Here is a 26,233-nt window from a genome sequence, read left to right as displayed (position 1 = left end):
CCGGCTCCGCCGTGCATCAGATCGAGTAGATCGGCTGGTCCTTGCCGTCGTGCAGATGGATCACCGCCCATTCCTGCGGCTTCTGATCGCGCGGCAGCAGCACGCCGGCAGCACGTACGCGCTGCTGGTCGGCGTCGATCGCGGGCGGATCGGTGTCGGGCACCAGCGCCGTTGCCGCCTCGTACATCATGCGGCGCGCCATCACGATCGCGCGGTCGGTCGGCAGCAGCTTTTCCTTGCTGTGATCCTGGATCGGACCCATGCTTTCCTGCAGCGACGCGTCCTGCATCGCGAAGCCGAACACGCCCGAGTACGCGCGCTTTTCCTTCTGAGCCTGGCGGTCGATCAGGTAGTCATTGTCCTTGTTCGCTTTCGGCCGGAACGTGCCACCCTCCTCGTACTCACAATGAATGCCCTTGCCGGCGTTCAGGTCGGCCAGTTCCTGCTCGTCGAGCGGACGGTCCGGGCGGAAGTTGATGCTCCACGCCCAGCAGGTGTGATCGTCGATCGGTACCCATACGTGGCCCGCGAGCGAGTGATCGCCGAACGGCGGGATCAGCGTGTACCACGGGAACAGCCACTGCGTGACGCGCCAGTAGTACGAATCCGGCTCGCCATTGCGGCGGCCGAACAGCGTGAGGCCGAACGGCTGCTTCTCGATCTCGAAGATCACGTTGCCGTCCGCCTTGATGTAGTCGAGTGCCTTCGTGCCCTGATGCATCGGGTCCTCGTCGACTTCGTAGCGGTGTACATACGACACGTGACTCGTGTCGATGCCGCCTTCCATCGCCTGCAGGTAGTTCGATTCCTGCAGCCGCTTCGAGACGAACACGTGGCTCTCCGGCAGATTGCACCACTCGAGATCCGGCGGCGCCGGCTGGCGGTCCTTCGGCCCCATGTACGCCCACACGATGCCCGCGCGTTCGATGCACGGATACGCGGTGATGCCCATGTGCTTGCACGCCTGCGGCGCGGACGGCACTTCCACGCAGTTGCCGTTGCGGTCGAATTTCAGACCGTGATACGAGCAGCGGATGCCGTTCTCTTCATTGCGGCCGAAGTACAGCGACACGCCGCGGTGCGAGCAGAACTCGTCGATCAGCGCCGGCTGGCCGTCGGAATCGCGAAAAGCGAGCAGCTTTTCGCCGAGGATCTGCACGCGCACCGGCGGGCAATCAGGCTCTGCGATTTCGCTGGCGAGGAGCACCGGCACCCAGTAGCGGCGCATCAGATTGCCCATCGCCGTGCCTGGGCCAGTGCGAACCAGAGTTTCCGACATGTTCTTGTCCATCATTCCTCCGAATCCGGTTGTCCGTTGTGTGAGACTAGCGTCTCATTGTACGGACAGATTGATCGACGTCAAGTTCTTGCGGCTAGGGACTTTCACTACAATGTGCAATCGACGCGGACCGCCGCAGAAAGGAAATTTCAAATGGAAGAAAAAAAACCGCACGAAAATGTGCGGGCAGTCGAACGGGCGCTAGAAATTCTTCTGGCGTTCCGGCCCGGGGACAAAGAATTGACCGTCGCGGAGCTGCTGACCCGCGTGGACCTGAGCCGACCGACGCTGTACCGCCTGCTGAATACGCTCGAACAGAACGGCTTTCTCGCCTCGTCGGGCGAGCCGCAACGCTTCAGGCTCGGCAGTTCGGTAGCGCAACTCGCACACGCGTGGATGGCGAACAATACGATCGCGCAGCTCGCGCAGCCGATGCTGCGTGAGCTTTGGGAAGCGACATCGGAGACGGTCGCGTTGTTCGTGCCGGAGGGGACGTACCGGATCTGCGTGGCCGAACTGGAAAGTCCGCAGCCGCTGAGTTTCCGGCGCGGGGTCGGCTATCGCGAGAAGCTCGTGCTCGGCGCGAGCGGCCGCACGATTCTTTCGCAGATGCCGCTGTCGGAGGACGATCTGCGGCGCTATCTGACCGATCCGGATCAGGACGTCGCGGCGCTAGCCGCCGATCTCGACGCGGTCCGCGAACGAGGCTTCGGCACCAGCCATCACGAGCTGATCGCCGGCGCAGTCGCGGTAGCCGCGCCGTTCTTCAACGGCGCGAACCAGGTGGCAGGCTCGGTGTGCATCTTCGGGCCGAGCGTGCGCGTAACCGATGAGCGCGTCGCGCAGTTCGCGGAGTTGCTCAAGCGCGAGGTGGGCAATCTGTCGCGTGCGCTTGGGCATCAAGGGGAAACTGGACGGCCGCCGGGTACGGCACGTCGGTGAAATCGGCCTCAAAGGCGCTGGCCAACGCCGGGAGCGTCGTCAGAAAGGTCGACGCTTTGCTCAGGCTCCCGCTGATTCAGGGCGGAAGCCGAAACCTCACGCCTCTGGCTGTGCGTTTGTCACGCGCCCCGCGAGCGCCGTGCGCCAGGGACCGGACGGCATTATGTTCGGCATAGCCATTGCCGCTGCGATGCCGGCATAAGCGTTATTGGCGACATCGTTGATAGCCTGGTTTGCCTCGGTTAAACAGCTGGTCGCTAGAATTTTTGACCGGCTGTACGCCCTGTGCGCCATCGGACACGCGCACGATACGGGCAACCGCGCCCGTCGTGATCCGTCCGAATGGCGAGACACAGCAGAATCATCTCCGATGAGCAATGAGACGCTTCTCTACCCTCCAAAGCGGGCGCGATGCCCGGCGTTCTCGTCTTTGCCGTCATGCTCATCTACGTTACTGCCCGACGAATTCTGTTGACTTCGTCAATGCGACAATCTCCGCATCGTCTCGCTCCTCAAACCGAGGAGCCCCCCGGCTTTCCAGATCGATTCGGTGTGCCTTCAGCATTCGACGCCATCCTTGTCGTCGGAATATCGACGGGCAATGCCGCGAGTTTCTCGCGCAGAGCGCCCATCGCGCTGTCGAACGCGATTCGCTGAATGGTAGTGAGCGGCATGGCGCCAGTTCGGCTCGTCACAGATATTGGATCGATCGGTTGATTATTCTTGCGCACCTCAAAATGCAGGTGAGCTCCGGTGGCCGTCCCAGTGGCGCCTACCGCGCCGAGCGGTTGCCCTTCCGTCACCGGCGCGCCTACGCGCAAATCACGCGCAAAGGCCGACAGGTGAGCATAGAACGTCGTATAGCCTTGCGGATGACGGAGCACGACGATCTTGCCGTATCCGCTTCGGATGCCAACGAACTGCACGGTTCCCGAGGCAGCCGCGACAACCGGGGTCCCCTTCGGGGCGGCAAAGTCCACACCTGTGTGCATCAGGTGCCTGCCCGTGACCGGATGGGTTCGGTAACCGAATCGCGAACTTACCCGAACGTAATCAAGCGGCATCGAGAATGGCTCAGCGGCAAGCCGCCGTCCGTCAAATGAATAGTAGTCTCCGCCAGTTTGCCCCGGCGGGATAAACCACATGGCCTGATAGATCTCACCGCGCGACCGGAGTTCGACGGCCGTTAGATGCTCGCGCTGTATGGTTGTCTCGTCGCGCACGTAGAGAACATGGTAAGTGTCGTCCTTGTGCGCGGGCGCAGCGAGGTCGAGCCGGGAGGCAAAAATACGCACGATCTGCTCCCGTATTTCGACCGGTACGCTGGCCCGCTCCAAGGTGTCGAGCAAGCTACCCTCGATGCGTCCCGCGTATGCACCACTGTAAGATTCCGACATGACAAAAGGTCGAGCGTCAGATAGCTGACTATTCCCGGTTTCAGTAACCAATTTGTCAGTAGCCGGCGCAGCCATCTCCAAGGTCAAGGTCGGTTGGGATGCGCTGGATTTGTTCGCGCGACTGACTATCTCGGATACGATCACCCACGCGGACACACTCAGCACCGCAACCACACCGCACAGCAACACGGCGCGCACCAGAGATTCAAATCGGGAATGCACCAAATGACTCACTTTGGTGGAAATGGCCTGAGCGCTTGCGCGGGCATGACGTAAATAGGACAATCGCATCACTTCAATACCTCACAGTCGGAACAAGAGGGGCCGTGGGCATGAATGACGTTGCTCGAAACGTATCGGAAACCTGACTGACAGAAGGCTCCCCTTCGCGCTACACAACCCAGTAGGAAGAACCTCTAGGCTATGGATTGCGGTTAGCCACGAATATCAGCCCGATCCGATTTTTGAGATAACCGGCGCCAGCGCAAGAGAAGTGGCGCCGAGAATTCGGACAGGTCGGTAAGTGGAAAAGCTGGGACGTGAGTCGGTCATAATGGCCGGCAACAAGGAACCAGAAGATGACGAAACGCAACCGACGGACACACTCACCGGCGTTCAAGACAAATGTGGCACTCGCGGCGCTCAAGGGCGACAAGACGCTGGACGAGCTGGCCCAACAGTTTGATGTGCATCCGAACCAGATCACGGACTGGAAGAAGCAACTGCAGGAGCGTGTTGCCGAAGTGTTCGAGACGGGCCAGACATCGGCCGAGCCCCCGGTCGATGTGAAGGTGTTGCACGCGAAGATCGGGCAATTGACTCGGGGTTCACTCCGCAAGGCCATCATGTCTTGGAAAGCGCGCTCGGCAAGGCGGGATTGCTGAGTGTAAAGCGATGATTGATCGCGAGCACGCATTGCCGGTGAGCCGGCAGGTGCGGCTGGTGGGCATTGCCCGTTCAAGCGCCTACTACCAGCCACACCCGGTCAGCGAGGCCGATCAGAAGCTGATGCGGCGGCTCGATGAATTGCATCTGGGGAGTTCCCGTTTGCCGGTGCACGAATGTTGGTTCGCCTGCTCAAACGTGAAGCTATCAGGGTCGGGCGCAAACCCGTCGGCACTCTGATGAAGCGCATGGGCATTGAGGCGCTGTACTGCAAGCCGAACACGAGCCGCCGTCATGCGAAGCACGAGATCTGGCCTTATCTGTTGCGGGGCATGACGATCAATCGGGCAAACCAGGTCTGGGCACTGGATACGAGCTATATCCCCGATGGCGCGCGGCTTCGTCTATCTGACCGCCGTGGTGGACTGGGCCAGCCGAAAGGTACTGGCCCACCGCGTGGCGATTACGATGGAAGCGATGCACGCTGTCGAGGCGTTGGAAGAAGCGTTTGCGAAATACGGGCGACCTGAAATCGTCAACACCGACCAGGGCAGCCAGTTCACCGCGACAGCGTTCACCGACGCCGTGCTCGGCAGGGGCATCCGCCTGTCCATGGATGGCAAAGGCGCCTGGCGCGACAACGTATTCGTCGAACGCGTGTGGCGCAGCGTGAAATATGAAGAGGTGTATCTGAAAGTCTATGAATTAGTCAGCCATGCACGCCGCTCCATCGGCGATTACCTGAACCTTTACAAGTGCGTTTCATACTGCCCAACCTCGCTATGTTGTTGATAAATCTAGAGAGCCCTGTTGTGTCGTTGGTATTGTGGGGTGTCCACGCCGTGCGCGAGCCCGTCCGACGAGTTCGGTAACTGCGTCCCCGGTCAGCGAATTGCGATTGAAGATCCATGGCCCGTTGGGTAACGGATGTTCGGCTGGGATCTTGTTGCGCTCAACTGCGAGCCTGAGCGTTCCGGGGCTCACACCGATGAACGCCGATGCCTCGGTCAACGTCATCCATCCTTCAGCAGCACGTCGTTCGCTCGAATAGACCGGGATCTGATGGTGGCTGCGCAACGCGGTGACTCGCTCCTGGGTCCAGAAGTTACCCCGGCCGGTTCGCAGGTCATTGCGATTGAGTACGCCGGCGATCACCAGATCCGGACAGATACGGACAAGCTGGCGCACGGCATCAATTGCTTCACGTGACGTATGCGTAGTGTTCTCTCCGCGGCGCCGCCGCGGCACGCGAATCTCGGTATGTACTCCGCCCTTCCAGTGAATGACGAGCACGATTTCGCTCGTTGCGTCGTCAACGTCAACGACGACTTCGTGGATCAGGGTGCGCACTATGCGCTTCTTCAGGCGGGCGTCGGCCTGCGGCCAGATCGATTCCAATGCAGTGGCAAGATCGGCAAACTCCTCTGGCTGGGTAGGCGGTATCTGGCCGGATGTGCGCGACTGTTGCTCGATACGCGATTCCAGTTCCTCTACGCGTAGTAGCGCATGATTCCAGCGCCGCTCCAGTTCGTCGGCGACGAGCCGGTTCTCGGGGTCAGCAGCATCGTACTGTTTCTGCGCGCGTTGCGCGGCGTAGCGTGCAGCCTGAAGATCCCGCTGCAACGCGGCCAGCACTTCGTCCTGCTTCAGGGTCTCTTCTTCGCGCGCCACGATTGCTGCCTCAATTGCCGCCGGTTGAACGACCTGCAAGACCGCCTCGGCGATGGCCGCGTCCGCGCGTGTGCCACCGAACGCAATACAACGCGGTTGCCCCTTGTCCATCCAGCCGCGATGACAGCTATAGCGCAAGGCGTCGTGCCTGTTACCCGTGTAGTGTAGCGTCAGCTTGCTCGCGCAGCGCCTGCAGCGCAATAGTCCCGCCAGCAGGGCCTCACCGTTCTTCGGGGCGCCAGCGTGTCCGGCCAGACGCAGGTTGCCGCTAATGGCACACTGGATCCGTTCGAATTCGTCCCAGTCAACGTACCCTTCGTGGGCATTCGGAATGAGCGCAAGCCACTGATCCCGTGGTTTGCGGCGATCACGTTTGCGTGGTTCCCCAGCCTCGTAATGGATCGCGCATTCGGTTTTGCCATAGGCATACGTGCCACCGTAGATCGGGTTGGTCAGGATCCGGTACACCGTGCCGTAGCTCGGCCGTTTCCATTGGATTTCGCCGCGCGGCATGCATGCCGGCAACTGCAGGCCGTGCTCCAGGAACCATAACAACGTCTGACGCACCGAACCAATCGCGCCGAACTGGCGGAATACTGAGCGGATGGCGTCCTGCACGCGCAAATCCGGATCCTTCTCCAGGCGCTGGTCTTCGGTCTTGCAGTAACCCACCGGCGCCGCGACAATGAGTTCGCCGCGTTTGGCCTTCTCCCGACGAGCTTCGAGCGAACGCTGACGCAACAGATCCAGCTCGTATTCGTTCAGGCTGCCCTTCAAGCCGAGCAGCAAACGATCGTTGCTCTGCCGCGGTGAGTAGACGGTCTCCTGATCGACGAGCACCGTGTCGACGACGCGGCACACCTCAACCAGTTGCTGCCACTCGCGACTGTTGCGCGCGAATCGTGAAACCTCGCGAGCGGCAACTGCGCCGACGTGCCCAAGACAGACCTCTGCGACCATCCGTTCGAAGCCCGTGCGCGTTTGCGTTCCGGCCGCAGAGCGTCCCAGATCCTCGTCGATCACCTCGATCTCGTTCCAGCCCAACTGATGCAGACGATCCTGCATCGCATACTGCAGCTTCTGGCTCTCCAGATTGTGGCTGACCTGGTAGGCCGACGACTGGCGCACGTACAGCATGGCCTTGCGCGCCAGATGCTGCGCCCGAATCTTGTCACTCATCGCGCACCTCCGGCTCGTGTACGGCGGCGAGCAGCCCGCGACGGTGTTGCCGCAGCAGCTGCGCCAGCAAACGCACCGTCTGCTGCCGGACCTCTTGCGGCAGGTGCTCCCATTGTGGTGTCTTCGGAAAGAGACGGAACAGGTCGAGTTGACCGCCCGGTTGGGGGTTTGTCTGGCGTCGCATCAGCACCTCCTGTACGGAGCAAAGGATGGTGCTCGGCTTGTACCATACCGCGCGGCGTGGCAGCAGGCGCCTGCGCCAACAGGTACTTCAGTTCCCTCAATGCTTCACAGCTGACGGCGGGAGACGTTGCCGAGGTAATGCGACAGCAGGCAACGGGATCGAACATCCATTGCGGCACCTCCAGCAAGCCCGCCGTGTCGAACGGCTCTCGCCCACAGCGCAGCACTGACTCGGCGTTCTTCCTCTCTATCGTGGTGAAAATCCATACCGTGTGCCCGTACCACGGGTGCCAGCGGTAGAGAACCTCCTTTGATTCGCCGATATGGGCGTTGTGTTGACGGCTTGTACAACCAGAAACGGCCCCATTCAAGTCTGTCCGATCAGACGCCGGATGAGGCATACTTCGCGACGCTGCCAGCGATCAAATCGGCAGCTAGACGACCCCGGCGCTTCCACTTGTAAATTCGATCTGACTGTCCGAACCAACGGCGCCACTTCTGGCGGTGACTGAGATAGACACCAAAGTAATGTCCACCATTCCGATTTGATGGGCACCACTTTGTCACAATCTGAAGAGAAGAAGCCGGGTACCCGCATGGGGCGCCCGGACGGCGACATACGACGAGGTTCTTCTTCAGTGCCATCTCCGGCGACATCGAACGCGGTTACTAGCCTGCGCTCAGTTCCTGCTGTCGCCGCAATCGCGCGTCTTCCTCAAGACGTGTCGCTTCGATCTCCTGCAGCACACCATCGAGGTCGACAACTCGCGTGTCAACTTCGATGTGGCCTGTCAATACGGCATCGACATGCAGTCGGCCTGCTTCAAACAGCGTCCAGATCTCCGTGCCATAGCTCGCGGTGAGTATTTCCGGTGCGAACCGTCCGAAGTACGCGGCCAGGTTGTCGACGTCACGCTTGAGTATCGCAGCCGCGTCGTTGTTGCCGGCTGCGTCAACGGCTTGAGGCAGATCAATAATCACCGGCCCATCCGCTGCCAGCAGGATGTTGTATTCCGACAGGTCGCCGTGAATCACGCCCGCACAGAGCATTCGGACAACCTGGTTGAGCAGAAGCGCGTGCAGTTCCAGGGCGCGCGCTTCGGTCAGATCGACGTCGTTCAGGCGCGGCGCGACGTCACCCAACCCGTCGACCACCAGTTCCATCAGCAACACGCCATCGGTACAGATATAGGGTTGCGGCACGCGCACGCCTGCGTCGGCGAGCCGGAACAGCGCGTCGACTTCTGCGTTTTGCCATGAGGCTTCCTGCATCTGACGGCCGTAGCGCGTCCCTTTTTCCATCGCACGCGCCTGCCGGCTGTTCTTGACCTTGCGGCCGTCCCGATACGACGCGGCCTGCCGAAAGCTGCGCTGCTTCGCGTCCTTGTAGACCTTTGCACAACGCGTCGAGTTGCCGCTGCGCACGACGTAGACTGTTGCCTCCTTGCCGCTCATCAACTGGCCGATGACTTCGTCGATGAGGCCTTCTTCGAGAAGCGGCGCAAGCCGTTTGGGCATTTTCATACGACCGCCAGGTGCGGCTCGCGGGGCGTGTACTCCACGTGCGTGGATGACGAATAGCCCGCTGATGTATGTGCGATGAACGAACCGATGAATCGGGTGCCCAGTGGCCCCGCTCGTAAGCTTGCTGCGTGGGAAATGGATGGAGTCATGCCGGATTATAAGCGAGGGCGAGGACGAGGCGGCGCAAATCTTCCGGCGCAGATGCATTGCCGCCGCGGCTCCAAGGCGCTCGCCGCTTGCCGCGGCGGACCGCCCTCGACCCGGAACAGACGTTTGAGCCGGTGCTATGTTAAAGGCAGCTTCTAGCGGTACAACGGTCATCGACTTCATGCTCGATACCGCGAGTCGCTGAGACCGCCCCGCATTCATTAACGCCGACCCCTATCAACTTCGGCTTTCCAGTCGAGCAGCAATTCGGCGACGCGTTTGGAATGCTGCGGATTTGCACCCAGACCCATTCTCTCAGTCGCGACGTTGTCGAGGCACGCGGCGATTGAGGACGCGTCCGTTCCCTCCTGCAACATTGCGAAAACTTTGGGCAGATACCTGACATAATCGTCGCGCGCCGCTGCACTGGTTGCGATGCCAATCGGGTCCCATACGTAGTGCAAAACCTCATCCACTCGCCTGTATAGCGCCAACTCGTTGTCGGTCAATTTTTGTCCCATTGCTTCTTTCCTTGCGCCTGCGTCCGGTTATCAACAGACCTGCGCGGGAATTGTCGACGATCCAGATCGTGAAGTCGACCGTCCGATCCTGGCCGACGAAAGCCAGTCCATAGGCAGAATCGCCTATACCTCGGTTGCGACTGGCTGGCGAGGAATTCTGTAAACCACAGACTTGTACTTTGGCGTCGCGCGGCTTTCCACAATGACGCCGCCTAGCGATTCGGCGATGCGCCGGCTGGGACGGTTCTCTTCGGCGACCGGATAGGTAAAGCTTTCACAACCAATGGTTCGCGTTGCCCAGTGTGCAACAAGGGTCACAGCTTCACAACCAAACCCATTTCGATGACGATCTTCACGAATCCAGATACCGAGTTCCGGGCTCTCGGTGCGTACGCGGTGAAGCCCGGCTAACCCAAGGAAACTCCCGTCGGCGCGTTGACGTATCGCGAACACATAGTCTGACCCATCGTCAATCGACGGTACCCAGGACCGCCAAACACCATCAAAATCCTGCCGGGATGCAGGCGGCTCCCACGCCATGTGACGGGTGAGCGAAGGGGTGATGAACGAGAACGCAGCATCCGCGTCGTTGGCCGAGAACGGTTTGATCAAGAGCCGGGTTGATTCAATTTGGATTTCTGTCGGCCGCAGCATCATCTCAGTCTTCCGTCGAGGTTTGTCTATATTCACCGATTGTCGACGAATCAGAAACGTGTGTCGAATGTCTCATCCTGGCCGCGCTGCGTCTCACGACCGCGCTCCACCATCGTCTTCGGGGGGGTCTCATGCGAAAGGCATGATGCGACCTTGAAGGGACTTTGGCCTCGCCCCATAACAGCCGTTCGTAGGAATGCATCTGCGGAGCACATTGACGAGTGACGAGAAGCATCCGCCGTTTTGCGTTATCCGCAGTCATGCCATACTTCGAGGGTCATTTACCTCGCGATAAACACAATCCATATGGCTGCACCCGGAAGCCTTCACCACCTCGAAATCAACGTTTTATCGCTCGAAACGTCGCTGCGATTCTGGATACCGTTACTCGAACAGTTCGAATATAGCGAACATCAGGTCTGGGCCGGCGGCAGAAGCTACATACGCGACAGCACTTACCTCGTGTTCACGCAAGTCGAAAAGGTCGATGGCGCTTACGACAGAAGGAACGTCGGTTTGAACCACCTTGCATTCCATGCGGCGTCTCAAACTCAAGTCGATGAAATAACGCGATGGGTGAAGTCAAATGGATATCGCGTGCTCTATGAGGATCGTCATCCTTTCGCCGGCGGCCCCCAGCACTATGCCCTCTACTGTGAAGACCCCGACCGGATGAAGGTCGAAATTGTCGCCCCGGCCGGCTGGACTTCCAATGCTGGCGATGCCGCTCGAACGACCGACTCCGGCCGACCCTGAGGCGCCTCTTGATCTTCTCGAAAGGCGCCCGTTCAGAATTGCCGAACCGTTGAAATCCGCAGCTACGTCTGGATACATCAATCTCGACTTTTCAGATATGGATCTTCGACGCTATGACTGAACAACAACGAATCGGCGTGGAAATCAAACGACTATCGCCAACGGAATGGGCGCTGGCCTAGCCGGTCGTCGTCCAACTCCGTACCCTTGACGAACCCGAATTCCTCGACCGGGTTCGGCGGCAATCGCTTTCTGGCTATGAGCTGGTCGTAGCATTCCGCGGTGAGAGGATTATCGGAGTGATCGGGATGCGGCCTGTCCATACATTAGCTCGTGGGCCGCACCTGCATATCGATGATCTGGTAGTGGACGCAACCGCGCGAGGAAGCGGCGCCGGCCGATCGTTAATGAATTTTGCAGAAGCCGAAGCCCATGCTCGCGGTATGAACGCAATATTTCTTGATGCGCGCCCAGATGCCTTCCGATTCTGTGAACGAGAGGGCTATGAATGAGCTGCGTCCTCCGCCAAAAGCTGTCTCTCGCGCAGGGGCGTCCGCGTGACTCCTGGTGCTGATCAGACGTTCGGCGAAGTGTCAAAAAGTCTCTTGCGACAAGCCGAACTACACAAAGCGGTTCGCCGGCGCGTACGGCTCGAAGTATCGATCCATCACGCCGATGCACGCATTCAGGCTATGACCGGCGCATGAATGGCAATGTAGGCGTTTCATGTCTCACCAGCCCGCCCCGCGCCCTCATCCAAACCGAACACAATAAGCAGGCGGCAAATGCGCTGAAATCAAATGCCAGCTTTCGCCGCCGTCGTCGGACGTCCATAGCGCGCCGGTGGTCGACGCCATTGCGAGGCGCGTGCCGGAGTCATCTACAGCGAGCCCGTGCCGATACACGAGGTCATACGCCGGTGCAGGCGGCAACCCGTTCGAGAAACGCTCGAACGTGCGGCCGCCGTCGCGTGTGCGCGTGACGACGAACTGGCCGTCCACCGGGATCCGGCACTGGTCTTTCACGGCGGGCACAAACCACGCGGTGTCCGGCTCGCGCGGATGCACGGCAACCGCGAAGCCGAAGCTCGATGGCTGCGCTTCGATCCGCTGCCAGTGCGCCGCGCCGTCGGTCGAGCGGAAGATCGCGCAGTGATGCTGCGTCCACAGCGCATCCGGGTTTGCCGCGCATTGCACGACGCGGTGCGGGTCTTGCACGTTGGCATCGCCGCGCCGCTCCGGCGGCATGTAGTCGGCCTCCATGCCCTCGGCACTCACGCGCCAGGTCGCACCGCCGTCGGCGGTTTGCCAGACGCCGCCACACGACACGCCGATCGTCACGTGCCGGCTATCGCGCGGATCGACCATCACGGAATGGATGCCCGGCGCGTCGTAGCCGCCTCCGAACCATTCTCGGCGCTCCGGGCGATCCCACAGCGCACGGTTGAGCACCCATGTGTCGCCGCCATCGTCGGAACGGAAGAGCCCGCCGGGAATCGTGCCGGCCCACAGGACGCCCGGCTCGTCCGGGCCGCCGGTTTCGAGCGACCAGATTTGCTGGAGCGTCCAGGGAGGGGCCGGCGGGCTGGGCACGGCCGCGCTCGCATTGTCCGCGGTCGTGTCCGTGCCGTCACCGGTATGCGTCTCGTCGGCAGGCTGCGGCGGGTAGACGGGGACCGCGCACTCTTCCCAATCCTCTATGCCCGCGCGCCGGCGATGCAGCTTCACGCCGAAGTGGCCGAGATTGAGCGCGGCATACAGCGAACCGTCGCGCGGATCAGGCAGCACCATGCTCACCGGCTCGCCGACGAAATACGGCTCACCGAGCGTCCAGCCGCCCTCGCCGTCGGCTTGCAGAACGAACAATCCCTTGCGGGTTGCAACAAGCAATCGATCGCTCATGTGGAGTGTCTCCTGTCGACCAGAGTTGGCGCTTTAGCGCTTACTCTGGTCCCATGCAAAGCTCGAGTAAGAGTGGAACCTTCTTATCCGCCCGACAACGCCTGTATGACGTAAACCCGGCTTTCCTCGCCGAGCGCATCGGACAGATGTTGTCGGTCGCGCACCGGCCGGCCGTCGACAAACACGGCGAGATGCCTTCGCAGTGAGCCCTGATCGTCAAGGATGTAGCCGCGCAGTCGAGGTTGCGCGGCGAAGACGGACTCCAGTGCTTCGCCGAGCGTGCGCGCGTCGATCTCGCGCTCGGGCGTTGCGATATGCCGTTGAATCGAAGCAGCGAAAAAGATATGCGCCATGGCGGGGTAGCCGAGCGGGAATGCCCCGTTCGTCGATTCTCAGTTTAGACGATCCGCCGGGTGCTTCGGGGCATCGCCATACAACAGACGACAGGTTGCGCCACCGAAGCGGCCGCCCGAAATTCGGGAGGTCCATGCCGTTTGCATGAGACGGTGATCGGCCACAAACGGACAGTGCCGAGCATGAAACCAATGTCCGCAGCCCGCGCGATTCCGGTCACAGGATCACTCGATTGCCACCGAGCAACTGTAGTTGACGCGGCTGTTTGCCATCAGGTGACGAGCCGATGGTCTGGAGATGAAATAGGACTCGCATGGGCCATGCACACCACCAGAAGGCTTCGCCCACGGTGGCGGCTTGGAGACGCGAGCGAGTCGCGCCATTTCTCTCGTTTAGTCGTGCGCCTACGCATACGTCCACCCCCTTTTATGCGCTGGCGCGATCTTTCATATCTAGCGGACGCAATGGTTAGAGGCGGGCACCACCCGTCGCGTCGATCACCTGTCCCGTAGTCCAGCGTGCCTCATTCGATGCAAGGAAGGCGATGACGTCAGCCACATCGGCAGGTTGACCCACTCGCGAGAACACCGACATGGCCTCTGCGCCGGCACGCGCCTCCGGTACGGTTATCCACGCCGCATTCATGTCAGTTTCCGTCACACCCGGCATGACCGCATTTACCGTGATACCGCGAGGACCGAATTCTGGGGCAAGCGCCAGTGTAAGGGTTTCAAGGGCACCTTTCGACGCGGCGTAGGCGGGATGTGTTGGAGCGGCGACACGCGTAAAACCTGTCGAAACGTTGATGATTCGTCCATCGTCGCGGATGTGATCGGCAACAGCCTGGATCAAAAAGAACGGTGCCTTGAAGTTGACCGTCAGGACCTCGTCGAAGACGGACTCACTGGTCTGAGACAGGGGAATCGCCGGTGCCACGCCAGCATTGTTGACTAGAATGTCAAGCCGAGGCTCGCCCGTGGCGGCAATCGCGGCTGCCTTGAATTGCTCCCAGATACTGTCCGTTGCTTCCTTCCCGCGACTCAAGTCCGCTTTGATGGCGACGGCTTTTGATCCGAGGGCCTCGATCTCGCGGATGGTCGCGTGAGCAGCATCCGCGTTGCTGGCGTAGTGCACGCCGATGAGCGCGGCTCCTTCTCTCGCGAAGGCCAGTGCCACAGCACGGCCGATACCACGCGAGCTTCCCGTTATGAGGGCCACCTTGCTTGAAAATTTTCCAAACATCAATCTCTCCTTTTCGGTTGAATTGAATAGTGAACGTTACAATAATGGTGCTGGAAACCCCCTGTCAATGATTTTTATAGTATTCAATATAAAATGAGCGAACCCGCCCGAAAACGTGGCAGACCGAGGTTGCTGGACCGCGATGTGGGGCTTGATGTCGCCGCGCGGCTGTTCTGGGAGCATGGATACGAGGGAACCTCGATAGCCGACCTGACCCTGGCCATGGGTATCCCGCCGCCGTCCCTCTACGCAACGTTCGGCTCGAAGGAGGACCTTTACAGACAGGCGCTCGACCATATCAGCGAGCGTGAGAACAAGCGGTGGCTGGAAGCGCTGCAAGGAAACATGCCGGCCTACGATGCGATAGCGTTCTACCTGCACGACGCCGCAGCACGCTTTACCGACCCGGGAAGGCCGCGCGGCTGCATGATTTCGACTGCTGTTCTTCAACATGCCGAAAAGAGCGAATCTGTCGCCCAGACGGTCGCCGCGCGGCGGGAGCTTGGGCTACAGGCCATCAAGGCACGCTTCGACCGTGCCGTCGCCGAGGGCGAGCTTGCCCCTGAGACCGACACCGAAGCTCTCGCACGCTTTTATTGCGCAGTTGTGCAAGGCATGTCGGCGCAAGCCTGTGACCGTGCATGCAGGGCAACACTGAAGCGGCTGGCTGATATTGCGTTGTCGGCATGGCCTTGGCCTCAAGGTCATCGCCGGAACCCGGTTCCGTAAGTGCATTGGTTTTCACCAAAGACGACACGGCTGTACCGCTGGGGTTCGGCCACAAGGAGTCAAGCGAGATCGATACGCGAACGACTTGGATAGCGTCAAGCAGGAAGTCCGGTTTACCGACAAACATCTTGGCCGGTCGGCCGAGGTGATTGTCGCTGCGTCACGCATTGACTCATCAGAATTGCAACTCGCGCTGACCTGTTGCCTCACGTAGTTTGCTACCCGTCGGATTGTCCGGCGGGAGCGGCACGAGGTGACGAGGCAAATCAGCATGACGACACGCAAGGAGTTGGTGGCAGCATTGCAATTGCGGTATGGCAGCGCGACGTTCGGTGACCGGATCAGGATTCTCGATGAGTTCGTGGCTCTGACCGGGTATCACCGCAAACACGCCATTCGGCTGTTGCGGGAAGAGCCCGGCGCAGCCAAGGGGACGGGCGAGCGCAACCGGCTGTACGACGAGGCGGTACGCCAGGCGCTGACGGTATTGTGGGAAGCAGCCGACCGGGTTTGCGGCAAGCGACTGAAGGCGCTGATCCCGAAGCTGGTTGATGCCATGGAGCGGCACGACCATCTCGACCTGGATCCGGTCGTCAAGGCCAAACTCCTTCAGGTCAGCGCGGCGACCATCGATCGCATGCTGGCCAATGCGCGTGCGCACATCGATGGGCAGCGCAAACGGCGCACGGGTGTGGGCTCGGCCATCCGGCGCAGCATTCCGGTGCGTACTTTCGCCGACTGGCGCGATCCGCCACCGGGCTTCTTCGAGATCGATATGGTCGAACACTGCGGCGGCTCGAAGAGCGACGGCGAGTTCGTCCACACCCTGACGCTGACTGATATCGCCACCGGCTGGACAGAGTGTGTGGCCATGCGAGTACGTAACCAGATGCTGGTGATTGAAGGATTTGAGAAAGCGGCTGCCGATCTGCCATTCGCGATGCTTGGAGTGGACTCGGATAATGACAGTGCGTTCATGAATCAGAGCGTCCTCGACTACTGCAAGGGTCGCGGTCTTGTGCAGACGCGCTCGAGGGCCTACAAGAAGAACGATCAGGCCTGGGTGGAGCAGAAGAACGGCGCCGTCGTGCGGCGGCTGGTGGGTTATGGCCGGCTGAGCGGTGTCGATGCCAGGAACGCGCTGGCGCAGCTGTACGCATCATCGCGGCTATACATTAACTTCTTCCAGCCTTCGTTCAAGCTGAAGTCCAAGACGCGTGACGGCGCGCGCGTACGCAAGGTCTATTTAGCACCAGCGACGCCGTGCGATCGGCTTCTGGCACACGACAGCGTCGAACCCGCTATCAAAGAGAAACTGAAGGCGCGGTTCAATGGTCTGGATCCTGTGCGGCTGCTGCAGGAGATGCGAACGGCTCAGCAGACATTGAGCGACTTCGCAGCCCACGGCGTGCGTGCTGAAGCAGCGCCGGCTGGCGAATCAGATGTTGCCGTCTTCCTCGCCAGCCTTTCTTCGGCATGGAAGGAAGGTGAGGCACGTCCAACGCACCGAAAGCAACCCAAGGCAAAGCACTGGTGGAGAAGTCGGGTGGATCCGTTCGCCGACGCGTGGCCGCTAATCGAAGGATGGCTGATTGCAGAGCCCTCGGTGCCGGCCAACGTATTGATGGATCGGTTGGCCGCAATGTTTCCAGAGGCGTACGCAAGTCAGGCACAACTAAGAACGCTGCAGCGCCGGGTCAAGGCGTGGCGAGCAGAGCGCGTAAAAGAACTGATTCTGGGCGGCCTGCGAAAGTCCGCTGGTGCGCCAGCCGCAGTGTGAGTTGCGGAGAAGTTGAAAGTCGCCGGGGGCCGGGCGCTCCGCGCCCGGCAAACCACGAAAGAAGAGAAGAAAGAAAGCGAAACGACAACAATCCGTCGGGTAACATTCCTTCGTGAGGCAACACGACCGGACGTAGTCATTGTCGCCGCCCAAACGACTGCCTTCGCGCGCATGCCGGACCTTAGAAAGAGGTCGCAAAATGTCCGCAACGGGTCGGGAGTGTGAGTTCGCGATGCCGGAAGCTGTCGCCCGGCTGCTCGGCGCCGCTACCGTCGGCAATCCATCACATTGCCGACGTAGAATCCAGCCCGCCCCAAGGTCGGCATTGGCCGAACTGCTGTCTCTGAGGCGCCGTCATGAACGATCGGACCATCTTGTTATCTGCGCTTGAACTCCCAACTGCGCGACCGGCGGCAATGCGGTCTGGAAGACCCATTCGGCGATAACGATAACTGAGGTTGACCCGGTTCGACGGACGGATTTGCAGCCTGCGATTTGATGCGATCTAACCTCCGTTGAGTGTTGAGTCGCGGGTTGTCCACGGGCGGGCGGCGGGTCGCCTCTCACGACCATGACGCTGCCCGCCGGTGGACAACCCGCAAGGCGATACGGTTTGCCTTTTAACGTTGAGGTTTTCGAATTCAAGCGGCGAACGATAGCCAATGCCGCTGTGTAAGCGGCGTACGTTGTACCAGCCCTCCAGGAACCAGAAGATGCGTTGCCGGGCCTGTTCACGAGTCGCAAAGAGTTCTCGCGAGAGTAGCTCCGCTTCAAGCGTGCCGAAGAACGATTCGCACATCGCGTTGTCGTACGCGTCGCCGGCCGTCCCCATCGACGGTTGCACACCGGCTTCGCGGCAGCGCCGTCCGAATGCAATAGAGGTGTATTGGCATCCCTGGTCCGAATGTAGAATTACGCCCTCGTGGCGTCGCTGCAGCAACGCCATATCGCGAGTGCGCGCAGCATCAGTTCGGTGTACAGATGGCTTGACATCGCCCAGCCTACAATTCGGCGACTGAACACGTCGAGGACTACGGCCAGATACAGAAACCCCTCGCCAGTCGGGATGTAGGTGGCGTCCGCCACCCACAGCATGTTTGTCGCCTCCGCGCAGAAGTGCCGACGCACCAGATCCGGAGCGCGCCGAGCCCCCGCGCGTTGCCGCGTGGTGTGTGGCCAGCGCCGCCGGCTCGCACCATGCAGGCCGGCCAGGTGCATCAGACGTGCGACCCGCTTGCATCCCACATGCACGCCTTCCCACGCGAGCTGCGCATGGATACGTGGCGCCCCATATGTGCCGCGTGAATTCGCATGCAGCGTGCGGATGCGCTCGAGCAGTTGCGCATCGCTACACGAGCGTTTCGATGGCTCACGCACCAGCCATGCGTAGTAGCCGCTCGCGGAGACCCTGAGCAGCCGTGCCATCGTGGCAATGGGCCACCTGGCCCGGTTCGCTCTCATGAATCCGTACCGCCCTTCGGCGGAACGGCTCCCGTCTCCCTCGCGAACCAGGCCGCGGCCTGCGAGAGAATGTCCCTTTCCATCTTCAGTTGCCGGTTCTCGCGACGCAACCGTGTGAGTTCCTGCCGCTCGGCCGTGGTCAGCCCGTCGTGACGCACACCCGCATCGCGATCGGCCTGCGCGACCCAGTTGTTGATCGTCTGTTCGGTCGGCTCGAACTCGCGCGCCAGATCCTCAGGCGTTCTTCCGGCCTTAACCAGCTCGACCATGTGAGCCCGGAATTCCACAGGGTATGGGGTACGATGCCTGCCCATTTTCGACACCTCCTGATCAAAAGCATAGGTGTCCGTTTTCGCGGGTCAACTTCAAACTTGTTCAACCGAAGGTAGCCAGCCACCCCCGTGTGTCTACGGTGAGTTCGGGATGCGGCGCGACATACGGCAAGCCATGATCGGCAGTCTGAGCGACGCCCGGACCCGCATCGGAAGTCGCTCTCGTGGAAACCACAGAGTTTCATCCTGCCGACAGATATCGGCGCTTCGAGTCCGGGCACGACAGCCTTCAGGGCTTGCATTGAGCCATCCGGCGCGGACGGCGGATCGACACGCAGCCATGGCCCCAGCGTATTGCGGGCGCACTGCTGGCAAACGTCAACGCTCATATGGGCGCTGTCGTGAAAAACCGGGCCAAAGCAGCCACGCCAGTCGGGCGACACGTTTTCGTACCACTCCCACTGGTCGTCATCGGCGTCATGCGCCGGCCGCAGCGGGAGCATGTGCAGGCCGCGACCTACCGCACTGTCCTGTCCCGGTATTTGCGCATGACCTACCCCTTTCCCCAGTCCGACTTTTCCCAGACCGGCGGCACCAGACCAAGCTGCTTCGCAATGTCGACCGGCAGGCGCAACTGCACCGTGCCCGGGCCGCGCTCCATGTTGCCGAGCATCGTGATTTCAGCGGCTACTCCGTTGAGCTCGAGATACACGACGTCGTCCGGCTGAGGAATCTCGGTGTAGAGATCCCAGCCGGGCTGATCACCCTCTTTCGCCTGATACCTGATGTGGTTCCTGGTACTTGTGAATCCCTGTCCCTTTTGCGAGGGCGGCCTCAAATCTGAAGTGCAACACCTGTTTCGTATAAGGTGTTGCGATGCACGAAAGAACTCAGTATCAACAACTTCAGCCTGAAGAGCGCCTGATCATTGCAAGTCTGCATCTGCAGGGTTCGAGTATCCGGGCCATGGCCCGGATACTCGGTCGCTCGCCAGCCACCGTTAGCCGTGAACTGGCGCGAAACAGCTTGCCTGCTGGCTACGCGTCCGTGTCGGCTGAAGCGCTCAGTGCCGCACGCCGCAGCGCGGGTCGCCGCCCCCCAAAGCTTTGCCTGCAAAGCGTCTGCTGGCGCATCGTTCTCACTCTGCTCGAGTGGAAATGGTCACCTCAGCAGATATCGGGCACACTGAAGCGTATGTATCCGACCGACCCGACCCAGCAGGTTTCGCACGAAACCATCTACACGGCTATCTACGCCCAGCCGCGCGGCGAACTGCGCCGTCAGCTCATTGCGTGCTTGCGCCATGGCCACAGCACGCGCATGCCGCGTACACGGGGCACAGACCGGCGCGGACAGATTCCCGACATGGTCAGTATTCATGTGCGGCCGCCCGAAATCGAAGACCGACTGCTGCCTGGGCACTGGGAAGGGCGACTTCATCAAGGGTGCCGGCAACCAGTCCTCGGTAGGCGTGCTGGTCGAACGGACCAGCCGTCTGGTGCTGCTTGCCAGGATGGAAGATGCCACCGCCGCTTCAGCGCTGGCCGGCTTCTCCGCCAAACTCAATTCGATTGTCGCGCCATTACGGCAGAGCTTCACCTACGACCAGGGCAAAGAAATGTCGCGGCATCAAGAACTCACCGCCGCAACCGGCGTGAAGGTGTACTTCTGCGACCCGCACAGTCCCTGGCAACGCGGCACTTGCGAAAACACCAACGGGCTGCTGCGCCAGTATCTGCCCAAAGGCACGGACCTTTCGGTCTACAGTCAGGACGAACTTGACGCTATCGCCGACAGTCTGAACAGCCGACCTCGTGCAACTCATGCCTTCCATTCGCCGTTCGAGGTCTTCGCCGCGACCCTTGCTTCAGCAAGTCAACCTCAAGGCTCTAAACATTAAACCCGCTGTTGCGCTTCACTCTTGAAACCGCCGAGCGTTTAGCCGATGCCCTAATTGTCGGTGGCCAATCGATGCAGATACTGGATGCGGTCAGCGGCGTCACTGACAGCCGCCTCTCATTTCACTGTTCATCATGCGATCCCGGTTGGCCAGAAATGTTCGCGAGGTGCTCCGGCCTTATCCCTTCTTCCCGATGGAGCAGCCGATCTGAATGCGGCCATGACAGACTCGAGTCGATAACCGCAATATGCTCCAGGGAGCGCCATTGTCGCAATCTACGATGCCCGGCGTATAGGGTGTATGGCGAGAAGCAGGTTGGCCGAGCGGCCGGGCTGCCTGACGCTTATAAAATTTACAGCGCATTCCAGAACGCCACCATCGCACAGGCGGACGAACTCACCTGCGGCAGCGCCCCTTTGGCTGGCGTGGAAAGGGACCGGCCAAACCGAACCCGGCCGGCCCCACGATGGCTAGCGGCCTGTCGCATCCTGCACAGCTTCCTTCGTGGCTTCCCCAGGTGGGGCGGACTTCGGCGCTGCCACTTCGAGATGTGGTTGCGCGACGCCCGCTTTGTGGCGCCTGCGCGAGTAATGCGCTGGCTTGGTAGCGCCCTCCAGCCGCGCCGCGTGAGGCGCGCCCCCGGGACGATGCACGTCGTGCGTCACGAATCCCGAATCGTGATTCGGTATCGCAAACCAGTCCGGATGCTCAAACGACGCGCGAATGTCGTCCAGACCCGTCTGCCAATGCTCGCTCATCGTGTCGATGCTGAATTCGTAATCCTTATAGTGCCCCTCATACGCCTTGTTCTTGTATATGAGGTGCACAACATTGACCGCACTGCCATCGGCAACTTCCCGTGCCTCCCGGATGAGCGGATGCTGCTTCTCCAGGCCCGGCGGCACATGCTTCAATAGCTCCTTGATGAGCTGTGCATGACGCTGGGTCGACCCGAGCATCGCGGTGATAGCGCGGGTCCGGCTGGAATACTGGATGTCCTTGGCGCGCTCGGACACATCCAGCATGTCGCCCGGGAGGCCACCGCTCGAACTCCAGAGATCAACCTGGAAGACCAGGGTGTCCTTGTGCTGCGGGTCGCTTACAACCTCAGTCAACGGGGTGTTCGACACCAGACCGCCGTCCCAGTAATATTCGCCATCAATCTCGACGGCAGGAAAGCCCGGAGGGAGCGCACCCGAGGCCATGAAGTGCTCTGGCGAAAGGCGCATCTGGGTGTTGTCGAAGTACACCAGGTTACCCGTGCGCACGTTGACCGCGCCGACGGAGACGCGAATATCGCCGTCGTTGATTCTGTCGAAATCGGCGAATTGCAGAAGGGTCGCCCGAAGCGCGGTGGTATCGTAAAAGCTCACTTCTTCTGGCGAGCGCTTGCCCATCCCTGGGATGGGCACCGGAAGGCGCGGCGAGAAAAAGCCTCGCTGCCCTTCGGTGAGTGCGCGGCCTGCCGCCCAGCAGCTCGACCACTTGCGCGACAGGTCGTGCATGCCCGCGGCGCGGGGCAGCCACGCGCCAAGGTTCCCAAGCATGTCCGCCGGCTGGCAGATGGTGCTCCAGAATCCATGCAATGCCTCGGTACGCTTCCCCGGAGCGTTGCCCGCGATGATGGCTGTGTTAAGCGCGCCGATGGAGATGCCGGAAATCCAGTCCGGATGAATGCCAGCTTCCTCGAGGCCTTCGTAGACGCCGGCCTGATAGGAGCCCAGCGCGCCGCCACCCTGTAGCACGAGAGCGACCTCGTCATAGGCCGGAAGCTTGAAAGTCTTGCGAGGTGTGCCTGGTGTTTCTTGATCTTGACGCACTGGGCGGCTCCTTAGTGCATCGACCAGCCGTGGCTGACGATAATGGACTGGCCCGTCAATGCGGACGATTCGAAGCCGGCGAGGAATGCCACGGTATTGGCGACGTCTTCCACCGTCGTGAATTCGCCGTCGACCGTTTCCTTCAACATCACGTTCTTGACGACGTCTGCTTCCGAAATGCCCAACGCTATCGCCTGCTCCGGAATCTGCCTGTCGACAAGCGGCGTGCGCACGAACCCCGGACACACGACATTGGCCCGTACACCGCGCGAACCACCTTCCTTGGCTACCACGCGTGCGAGACCGAGCAGTCCATGTTTGGCCGTCACGTAGGCAGCCTTCAGCTTCGACGCTTCGTGCGAGTGGACCGAGCCCATATAGATAATCGACCCACCGTTGCCCGCAGCGTACATGTGCCTGACAGCAGCTTTGGTCGTGAGGAACGCGCCGTCCAGATGGATTGCGAGCATTTTTTTCCAGTCGGAGAAAGCATAATCTTCAATCTGGTTGACAATCTGGATGCCCGCGTTTGAGACCAGCACATCGATGCTGCCAAGCCTGTCGACAGCCTGCTGGATGCCGGCGTTGACCGCTTCTTCGCTCGTCACGTCCATTGATACAGGCAGCGCTTTGCCACCCTCCTTACGGATGCTCTCGGCCACGCTCTCAGCAGCCTTGAGGTTCAGGTCCGCGATTACCACCGACGCGCCGAGCGCCGCGAGCTTGCGTGCGCACTGTTCACCGATACCACTTGCAGCGCCCGTCACGAGCGCGACCTTATCTTTTACGGACATGCCTTTTCCTTAATATGTCAGAGGGTGCTTACTGATTCGCGGCAAGCTTGAGTGCCGGCGCCTCGGCGAGGTAATCGAAAGCCACCTCCCCGATGTCGAGCGTGAGATTGGCGATAACGTGCCGCGCGCCGACGATTTTGCGCACCGGCAAATCCGCCACAGGAGCCAAGGCATGGGGGTGCAGCTCAAGCGCGGCCGGACCGCCCCACGCGCCGAGCACCGTGACATCCCGCAGGAAGTAGCGCACGAGCTCGCAGATGCGGGCTGAACCGTCGACGTCCGGAATGACTTTCAGTAGATAGTTCGGCGTGTCCGCCAGCTTCTTGCGCTCGACCTCGAGGTCAAGTGGCTCGTACTTGTAGCCCATCGTGCCCGTGGCAATGCGCTGGGTGCCATAGTCGAGCGTTCCAAGCAGCGTGTCGTTGCCGTCAACACGCAATTTCGGACTCGCCAGCTTCTTGGGGAAGCCCCAAATCTCACGACCGCCGGCAATCGGGCCTTCGTCGTCGAGGTACATCGCGTGTGTGTAGCTGCCTGGCGCGCCGACATCATCTCTCACCGAGATAACCTGGCCGCTTTCCGTGTAATCGCCGAATCCCGACGAGTCTGGCATGCGAATGAATTCGTAATGCACGAGGGGGCTTGCGACTGTCAGTGGTTCCGGCACCACGGCGCGCAAAGCGTCCATGTCGGTCTCGTACGAAATGATGAAGTACTCGCGATCAAGGAAGCGAAACGGCGGGCGGGGGTAGGAAGGATTGTGGACGGGCATCGCAAAAGCATCTTTGCGGATTTGTTCGATTTTCAACTATCTCTCCAGTAGTGACGTCAAATGACGTCGCGTCTTTAAAGCCCACGCATGCGCACCAGAGGTGCTGTGCTGCACACCGCGCCTCTGCCTTATCACAGCGTGTCGGGTTCGAGTGGCCCTGTGCTTTGCATCGTTGTACAGAGCACTGGCAATAGTAGCGCCTTGGTCCATACATCGGTGTCCTTGCTGGCCGTAAAACACTGTCCCCCTCGCCGCAACAATTGGTTCGATCCTTGTGCGCGTCAGCTTCTCATCGGCGAAACGCCGCGTGTAGCGATGTCGCTTCGTGAGAGGCAATGTCGCACATATAGGAATACGTATTAATTGTCACATGACTCGTTGTTTCGTCCCCGATGCCTCGCTTGCTTCAGGCATGTCCATTCGAAACCGCCTCCCCGAGAATATAAACGCGCGCAAAGTCACAGTTAGACATTAACGGAAGCCGCGACGATCATTGCACCTGCGTTTCGCGGCGGCGGATCGCCTGCTCTGGGAGAGTACACGGCGTCGCCCGCCTCAATCGGATGACCGCTCAACACGCACGTCCCCGGCCACTTCGCGATGAACACCCGTCAGGGCTGGTAATCACAGCGACCGCTGCACGAATCGCACCAGGAAACCGACAGGGTCTGCAAAGGGTTCGGCGCCACTTTCAGGTCAGGCGGATCTTCGGTTGGACGAGACCGTTGATCTGTTCCGCTGTCCACAGCAGCGTCGCCTTTCGAAAGCCATGGAGAGCCTGCTGATGGCGCCGGTAGAGCATGGCGTGACTCAGTTGAGCGAAACGTCCGCGCACGAAACCGCCACGAAAGAGTCCGAAGCGCCCAAGCGTGCCGAACGCGTTGTAGTCGCTCAGCGAGACGAGCGAACCGAAATCGCGGAAACGGAAATCGGCAAGTGGCTTGCCTGCAAGCCACCCCGGAAGGTGACGCGCGAGATGCTCGGCCTGCTGCGTGGCGACCTGCGCGGTCGGTGCAAGTTGCCGTTCGTGACCGGCGAGTGTCAGGCTTGCGCAATCGCCAAGCGCGAACACGTGATCGTCACGCGAAGACTGCAGACTCGCTCCGACGACGATCTGGTTGGACCGGTTCGTTTCGAGTCCGTCGAGATTGTTCATGAAATCCGGCGCCTTGACGCCCGCTGCCCAGACCATCAGATCGGCCTCGGCAAGCGTGCCGTCGCCGTGGCGAAAACCATTCGCCTCTGCCGCGGTAACACGCGCCGAAGTCAGCACGCGAAAACCGATATGCTCGAGCTGCGACTGGCTCGATGCCGATATCTCCGGCGCAAACGCCCCGAGCACGCGCGGGCCGCTTTCGAGCAGCGTCAGACTCAGCCGCTCTCGCACAGTCGGGTCTCCGTAACTCGACGCAACGTCAAGCAAGCGGCTCAGTTCAGCGGACAGCTCAACACCCGTTGCACCCGCGCCGACGATCGCCACACGCAGTGGTTCGTCCTTCGCGACGCTTCGAAATACGCGCGCTCGCAACGCGGCGTTGAACGCTTCGGCCTGTTTTTGACTGTCGATGAAATGGCAGTGCTCTTTCACGCCCGGCACGCCGAAATCGTTCGCCCGGCTACCCAGCGACAGCACAAGCACGTCGTACCCGACCGTTCGCGGACCGAGCACTACTTCACCTCCCGGCGTCCTGAGCTCGTCGAGCTGGACCAGCCGCCGGCTTCGATCGAGCCCGTGCATTGCGCCGGGCTGATAGGTGAAGCCGTGATCGCGGGCATGGGCGAGGTAGATCACCTGCTGCTGCTGAACATCGCGCGTGCCGGCTGCAATGGTGTGCAGCATCGGCTTCCATATGTGCGTCGGGCTGCTGTCGATCAGCGTGACGCTGGCCCGGCCGCTACGCCCTAACAGGTCGCCGAGTCGGGTAGCCAGCAAAATTCCCGCAATCCCGCCGCCAACGATGACAATCCGTATTGGTTGTGACATAATAAATTCAACGCGTGATGAATAAATCACATCGTAGCCTAAAGCACGAGCTCCGTCAAACCGTGGCCCTCCTCAGCGTCTCACGC

General features: G+C 60.7%; 20 protein-coding genes and 4 pseudogenes. 7 read left to right on the top strand and 17 right to left on the bottom strand.

Going from position 1 to position 26,233, the window contains the following annotated elements; genetic code table 11:
• Positions 1-16 precede the first annotated feature (16 nt).
• Positions 17-1,291, bottom strand: a complete 1,275-nt coding sequence (locus tag OKW41_RS09420; RefSeq protein ID WP_090810100.1) for an aromatic ring-hydroxylating dioxygenase subunit alpha — start codon at positions 1,289-1,291, stop codon at positions 17-19.
• A 141-nt stretch (positions 1,292-1,432) separates the two neighbouring features.
• On the opposite strand from OKW41_RS09420, the gene OKW41_RS09415 reads away from it, so the two are divergent.
• Entirely contained in the window at positions 1,433-2,221 is a 789-nt protein-coding gene (locus tag OKW41_RS09415; protein ID WP_429572288.1) for an IclR family transcriptional regulator, read from the top strand.
• A gap of 512 nt (positions 2,222-2,733) precedes the next feature.
• On the opposite strand, the gene OKW41_RS09410 is transcribed toward OKW41_RS09415, so the two are convergent.
• Positions 2,734-3,909, bottom strand: coding sequence for a M23 family metallopeptidase (locus tag OKW41_RS09410; protein ID WP_429446515.1), 1,176 nt, complete (start codon positions 3,907-3,909; stop codon positions 2,734-2,736).
• Positions 3,910-4,196: 287 nt separating this feature from the next.
• Here OKW41_RS09410 and OKW41_RS09405 point away from each other — a divergent pair.
• Positions 4,197-5,256, top strand: a pseudogene (locus tag OKW41_RS09405) (IS3 family transposase); the annotation flags it as partial.
• Between the two features lie 27 nt (positions 5,257-5,283).
• Here OKW41_RS09405 and OKW41_RS09400 read toward each other — a convergent pair.
• From OKW41_RS09400 to OKW41_RS09380, 5 genes are all read right to left on the bottom strand, one after another.
• Positions 5,284-7,353, bottom strand: a complete 2,070-nt coding sequence (locus tag OKW41_RS09400) for a recombinase family protein (protein WP_187639680.1) — start codon at positions 7,351-7,353, stop codon at positions 5,284-5,286.
• Positions 7,346-7,537, bottom strand: coding sequence for a hypothetical protein (locus tag OKW41_RS09395; RefSeq protein ID WP_187639681.1), 192 nt, complete (start codon positions 7,535-7,537; stop codon positions 7,346-7,348). Before OKW41_RS09395 ends, OKW41_RS09400 begins: the two co-directional genes overlap by 8 nt.
• Positions 7,538-8,205: 668 nt before the next feature.
• Positions 8,206-9,060 carry a PA4780 family RIO1-like protein kinase gene (locus tag OKW41_RS09390; protein ID WP_429573375.1) on the bottom strand — a complete coding sequence of 285 codons (855 nt, stop codon included), beginning with the start codon at positions 9,058-9,060 and terminating at the stop codon, positions 8,206-8,208.
• 368 nt (positions 9,061-9,428) lie between these two features.
• Complete coding sequence (locus OKW41_RS09385; protein WP_429572287.1) at positions 9,429-9,728, bottom strand: hypothetical protein; 300 nt, start codon at positions 9,726-9,728, stop codon at positions 9,429-9,431.
• Positions 9,729-9,851: 123 nt separating this feature from the next.
• The gene (locus OKW41_RS09380; protein WP_429446513.1) at positions 9,852-10,385 is read right to left on the bottom strand and encodes a GNAT family N-acetyltransferase; all 534 of its coding nucleotides are present in this window, start codon (positions 10,383-10,385) and stop codon (positions 9,852-9,854) included.
• A gap of 303 nt (positions 10,386-10,688) precedes the next feature.
• On the opposite strand from OKW41_RS09380, the gene OKW41_RS09375 reads away from it, so the two are divergent.
• Both OKW41_RS09375 and OKW41_RS09370 read left to right on the top strand, forming a co-directional pair.
• Positions 10,689-11,138 carry a VOC family protein gene (locus OKW41_RS09375; protein ID WP_429572286.1) on the top strand — a complete coding sequence of 150 codons (450 nt, stop codon included), beginning with the start codon at positions 10,689-10,691 and terminating at the stop codon, positions 11,136-11,138.
• Positions 11,139-11,398: 260 nt separating this feature from the next.
• Positions 11,399-11,650: pseudogene (locus OKW41_RS09370) on the top strand (GNAT family N-acetyltransferase); the annotation flags it as partial.
• Between the two features lie 240 nt (positions 11,651-11,890).
• On the opposite strand, the gene OKW41_RS09365 reads toward OKW41_RS09370, so the two are convergent.
• From OKW41_RS09365 to OKW41_RS09355, 3 genes are all read right to left on the bottom strand, one after another.
• Positions 11,891-13,039: a WD40/YVTN/BNR-like repeat-containing protein gene (locus OKW41_RS09365; protein WP_429572285.1), complete on the bottom strand. Its 1,149-nt coding sequence runs from the start codon at positions 13,037-13,039 to the stop codon at positions 11,891-11,893.
• Between the two features lie 83 nt (positions 13,040-13,122).
• Entirely contained in the window at positions 13,123-13,392 is a 270-nt protein-coding gene (locus OKW41_RS09360; RefSeq protein ID WP_429446510.1) for a MoaD/ThiS family protein, read from the bottom strand.
• A gap of 469 nt (positions 13,393-13,861) precedes the next feature.
• Positions 13,862-14,635, bottom strand: a complete 774-nt coding sequence (locus tag OKW41_RS09355) for an SDR family oxidoreductase (protein WP_429572284.1) — start codon at positions 14,633-14,635, stop codon at positions 13,862-13,864.
• 93 nt (positions 14,636-14,728) lie between these two features.
• Here OKW41_RS09355 and OKW41_RS09350 point away from each other — a divergent pair, with 93 nt between their 5' ends.
• Complete coding sequence (locus tag OKW41_RS09350) at positions 14,729-15,364, top strand: TetR/AcrR family transcriptional regulator (protein ID WP_429446507.1); 636 nt, start codon at positions 14,729-14,731, stop codon at positions 15,362-15,364.
• 271 nt (positions 15,365-15,635) lie between these two features.
• Positions 15,636-17,144 carry an integrase catalytic domain-containing protein gene (locus OKW41_RS09345; RefSeq protein WP_429572283.1) on the top strand — a complete coding sequence of 503 codons (1,509 nt, stop codon included), beginning with the start codon at positions 15,636-15,638 and terminating at the stop codon, positions 17,142-17,144.
• A gap of 634 nt (positions 17,145-17,778) precedes the next feature.
• Here OKW41_RS09345 and OKW41_RS09340 read toward each other — a convergent pair.
• Together OKW41_RS09340 and OKW41_RS09335 are read right to left on the bottom strand one after the other, a co-directional pair.
• A pseudogene (locus tag OKW41_RS09340) lies at positions 17,779-18,919 on the bottom strand (IS3 family transposase); the annotation flags it as partial.
• Between the two features lie 511 nt (positions 18,920-19,430).
• A complete protein-coding gene (locus OKW41_RS09335; RefSeq protein WP_429572282.1) occupies positions 19,431-19,589 on the bottom strand; it encodes a hypothetical protein in 159 nt (52 codons plus the stop codon).
• A 164-nt stretch (positions 19,590-19,753) separates the two neighbouring features.
• On the opposite strand from OKW41_RS09335, the pseudogene OKW41_RS09330 reads away from it, so the two are divergent.
• Positions 19,754-20,777 (top strand): annotated as a pseudogene (locus tag OKW41_RS09330) (IS30 family transposase).
• Between the two features lie 470 nt (positions 20,778-21,247).
• On the opposite strand, the gene OKW41_RS09325 reads toward OKW41_RS09330, so the two are convergent.
• The 5 genes from OKW41_RS09325 to OKW41_RS09305 form a co-directional block, all read right to left on the bottom strand.
• Positions 21,248-22,597, bottom strand: a complete 1,350-nt coding sequence (locus OKW41_RS09325) for a DUF3734 domain-containing protein (protein WP_429446505.1) — start codon at positions 22,595-22,597, stop codon at positions 21,248-21,250.
• An 11-nt stretch (positions 22,598-22,608) separates the two neighbouring features.
• Positions 22,609-23,391 carry a 3-hydroxybutyrate dehydrogenase gene (locus OKW41_RS09320; RefSeq protein ID WP_429446503.1) on the bottom strand — a complete coding sequence of 261 codons (783 nt, stop codon included), beginning with the start codon at positions 23,389-23,391 and terminating at the stop codon, positions 22,609-22,611.
• 28 nt (positions 23,392-23,419) lie between these two features.
• Complete coding sequence (locus OKW41_RS09315; RefSeq protein ID WP_429572281.1) at positions 23,420-24,199, bottom strand: acetoacetate decarboxylase; 780 nt, start codon at positions 24,197-24,199, stop codon at positions 23,420-23,422.
• A gap of 428 nt (positions 24,200-24,627) precedes the next feature.
• A complete protein-coding gene (locus OKW41_RS09310) occupies positions 24,628-24,771 on the bottom strand; it encodes a DUF3331 domain-containing protein (RefSeq protein ID WP_429572280.1) in 144 nt (47 codons plus the stop codon).
• A gap of 83 nt (positions 24,772-24,854) precedes the next feature.
• Complete coding sequence (locus tag OKW41_RS09305) at positions 24,855-26,147, bottom strand: NAD(P)/FAD-dependent oxidoreductase (protein ID WP_429446501.1); 1,293 nt, start codon at positions 26,145-26,147, stop codon at positions 24,855-24,857.
• Positions 26,148-26,233: the final 86 nt, after the last annotated feature.

The sequence above is a fragment of the Paraburkholderia sp. UCT70 genome (assembly GCF_050434085.1).
GTDB classification, from domain to species: Bacteria; Pseudomonadota; Gammaproteobacteria; order Burkholderiales; family Burkholderiaceae; genus Paraburkholderia; species Paraburkholderia tuberum.
The sequence above is the reverse complement of the archived record's forward strand: the minus strand, read 5'-3'. Positions and strand labels throughout refer to the sequence as shown.

Coding starts and splice junctions, on each gene's coding strand:
- OKW41_RS09420 (WP_090810100.1), bottom strand. CDS start 1,291: ATGGACAAGAACATGTCGGAAACTCTGGTTCGCACTGGCCCAGGCACG.
- OKW41_RS09415 (WP_429572288.1), top strand. CDS start 1,433: ATGGAAGAAAAAAAACCGCACGAAAATGTGCGGGCAGTCGAACGGGCG.
- OKW41_RS09410 (WP_429446515.1), bottom strand. CDS start 3,909: ATGCGATTGTCCTATTTACGTCATGCCCGCGCAAGCGCTCAGGCCATT.
- OKW41_RS09400 (WP_187639680.1), bottom strand. CDS start 7,353: ATGAGTGACAAGATTCGGGCGCAGCATCTGGCGCGCAAGGCCATGCTG.
- OKW41_RS09395 (WP_187639681.1), bottom strand. CDS start 7,537: ATGCGACGCCAGACAAACCCCCAACCGGGCGGTCAACTCGACCTGTTC.
- OKW41_RS09390 (WP_429573375.1), bottom strand. CDS start 9,060: ATGAAAATGCCCAAACGGCTTGCGCCGCTTCTCGAAGAAGGCCTCATC.
- OKW41_RS09385 (WP_429572287.1), bottom strand. CDS start 9,728: ATGGGACAAAAATTGACCGACAACGAGTTGGCGCTATACAGGCGAGTG.
- OKW41_RS09380 (WP_429446513.1), bottom strand. CDS start 10,385: ATGATGCTGCGGCCGACAGAAATCCAAATTGAATCAACCCGGCTCTTG.
- OKW41_RS09375 (WP_429572286.1), top strand. CDS start 10,689: ATGGCTGCACCCGGAAGCCTTCACCACCTCGAAATCAACGTTTTATCG.
- OKW41_RS09365 (WP_429572285.1), bottom strand. CDS start 13,039: ATGAGCGATCGATTGCTTGTTGCAACCCGCAAGGGATTGTTCGTTCTG.
- OKW41_RS09360 (WP_429446510.1), bottom strand. CDS start 13,392: ATGGCGCATATCTTTTTCGCTGCTTCGATTCAACGGCATATCGCAACG.
- OKW41_RS09355 (WP_429572284.1), bottom strand. CDS start 14,635: ATGTTTGGAAAATTTTCAAGCAAGGTGGCCCTCATAACGGGAAGCTCG.
- OKW41_RS09350 (WP_429446507.1), top strand. CDS start 14,729: ATGAGCGAACCCGCCCGAAAACGTGGCAGACCGAGGTTGCTGGACCGC.
- OKW41_RS09345 (WP_429572283.1), top strand. CDS start 15,636: ATGACGACACGCAAGGAGTTGGTGGCAGCATTGCAATTGCGGTATGGC.
- OKW41_RS09320 (WP_429446503.1), bottom strand. CDS start 23,391: ATGTCCGTAAAAGATAAGGTCGCGCTCGTGACGGGCGCTGCAAGTGGT.
- OKW41_RS09305 (WP_429446501.1), bottom strand. CDS start 26,147: ATGTCACAACCAATACGGATTGTCATCGTTGGCGGCGGGATTGCGGGA.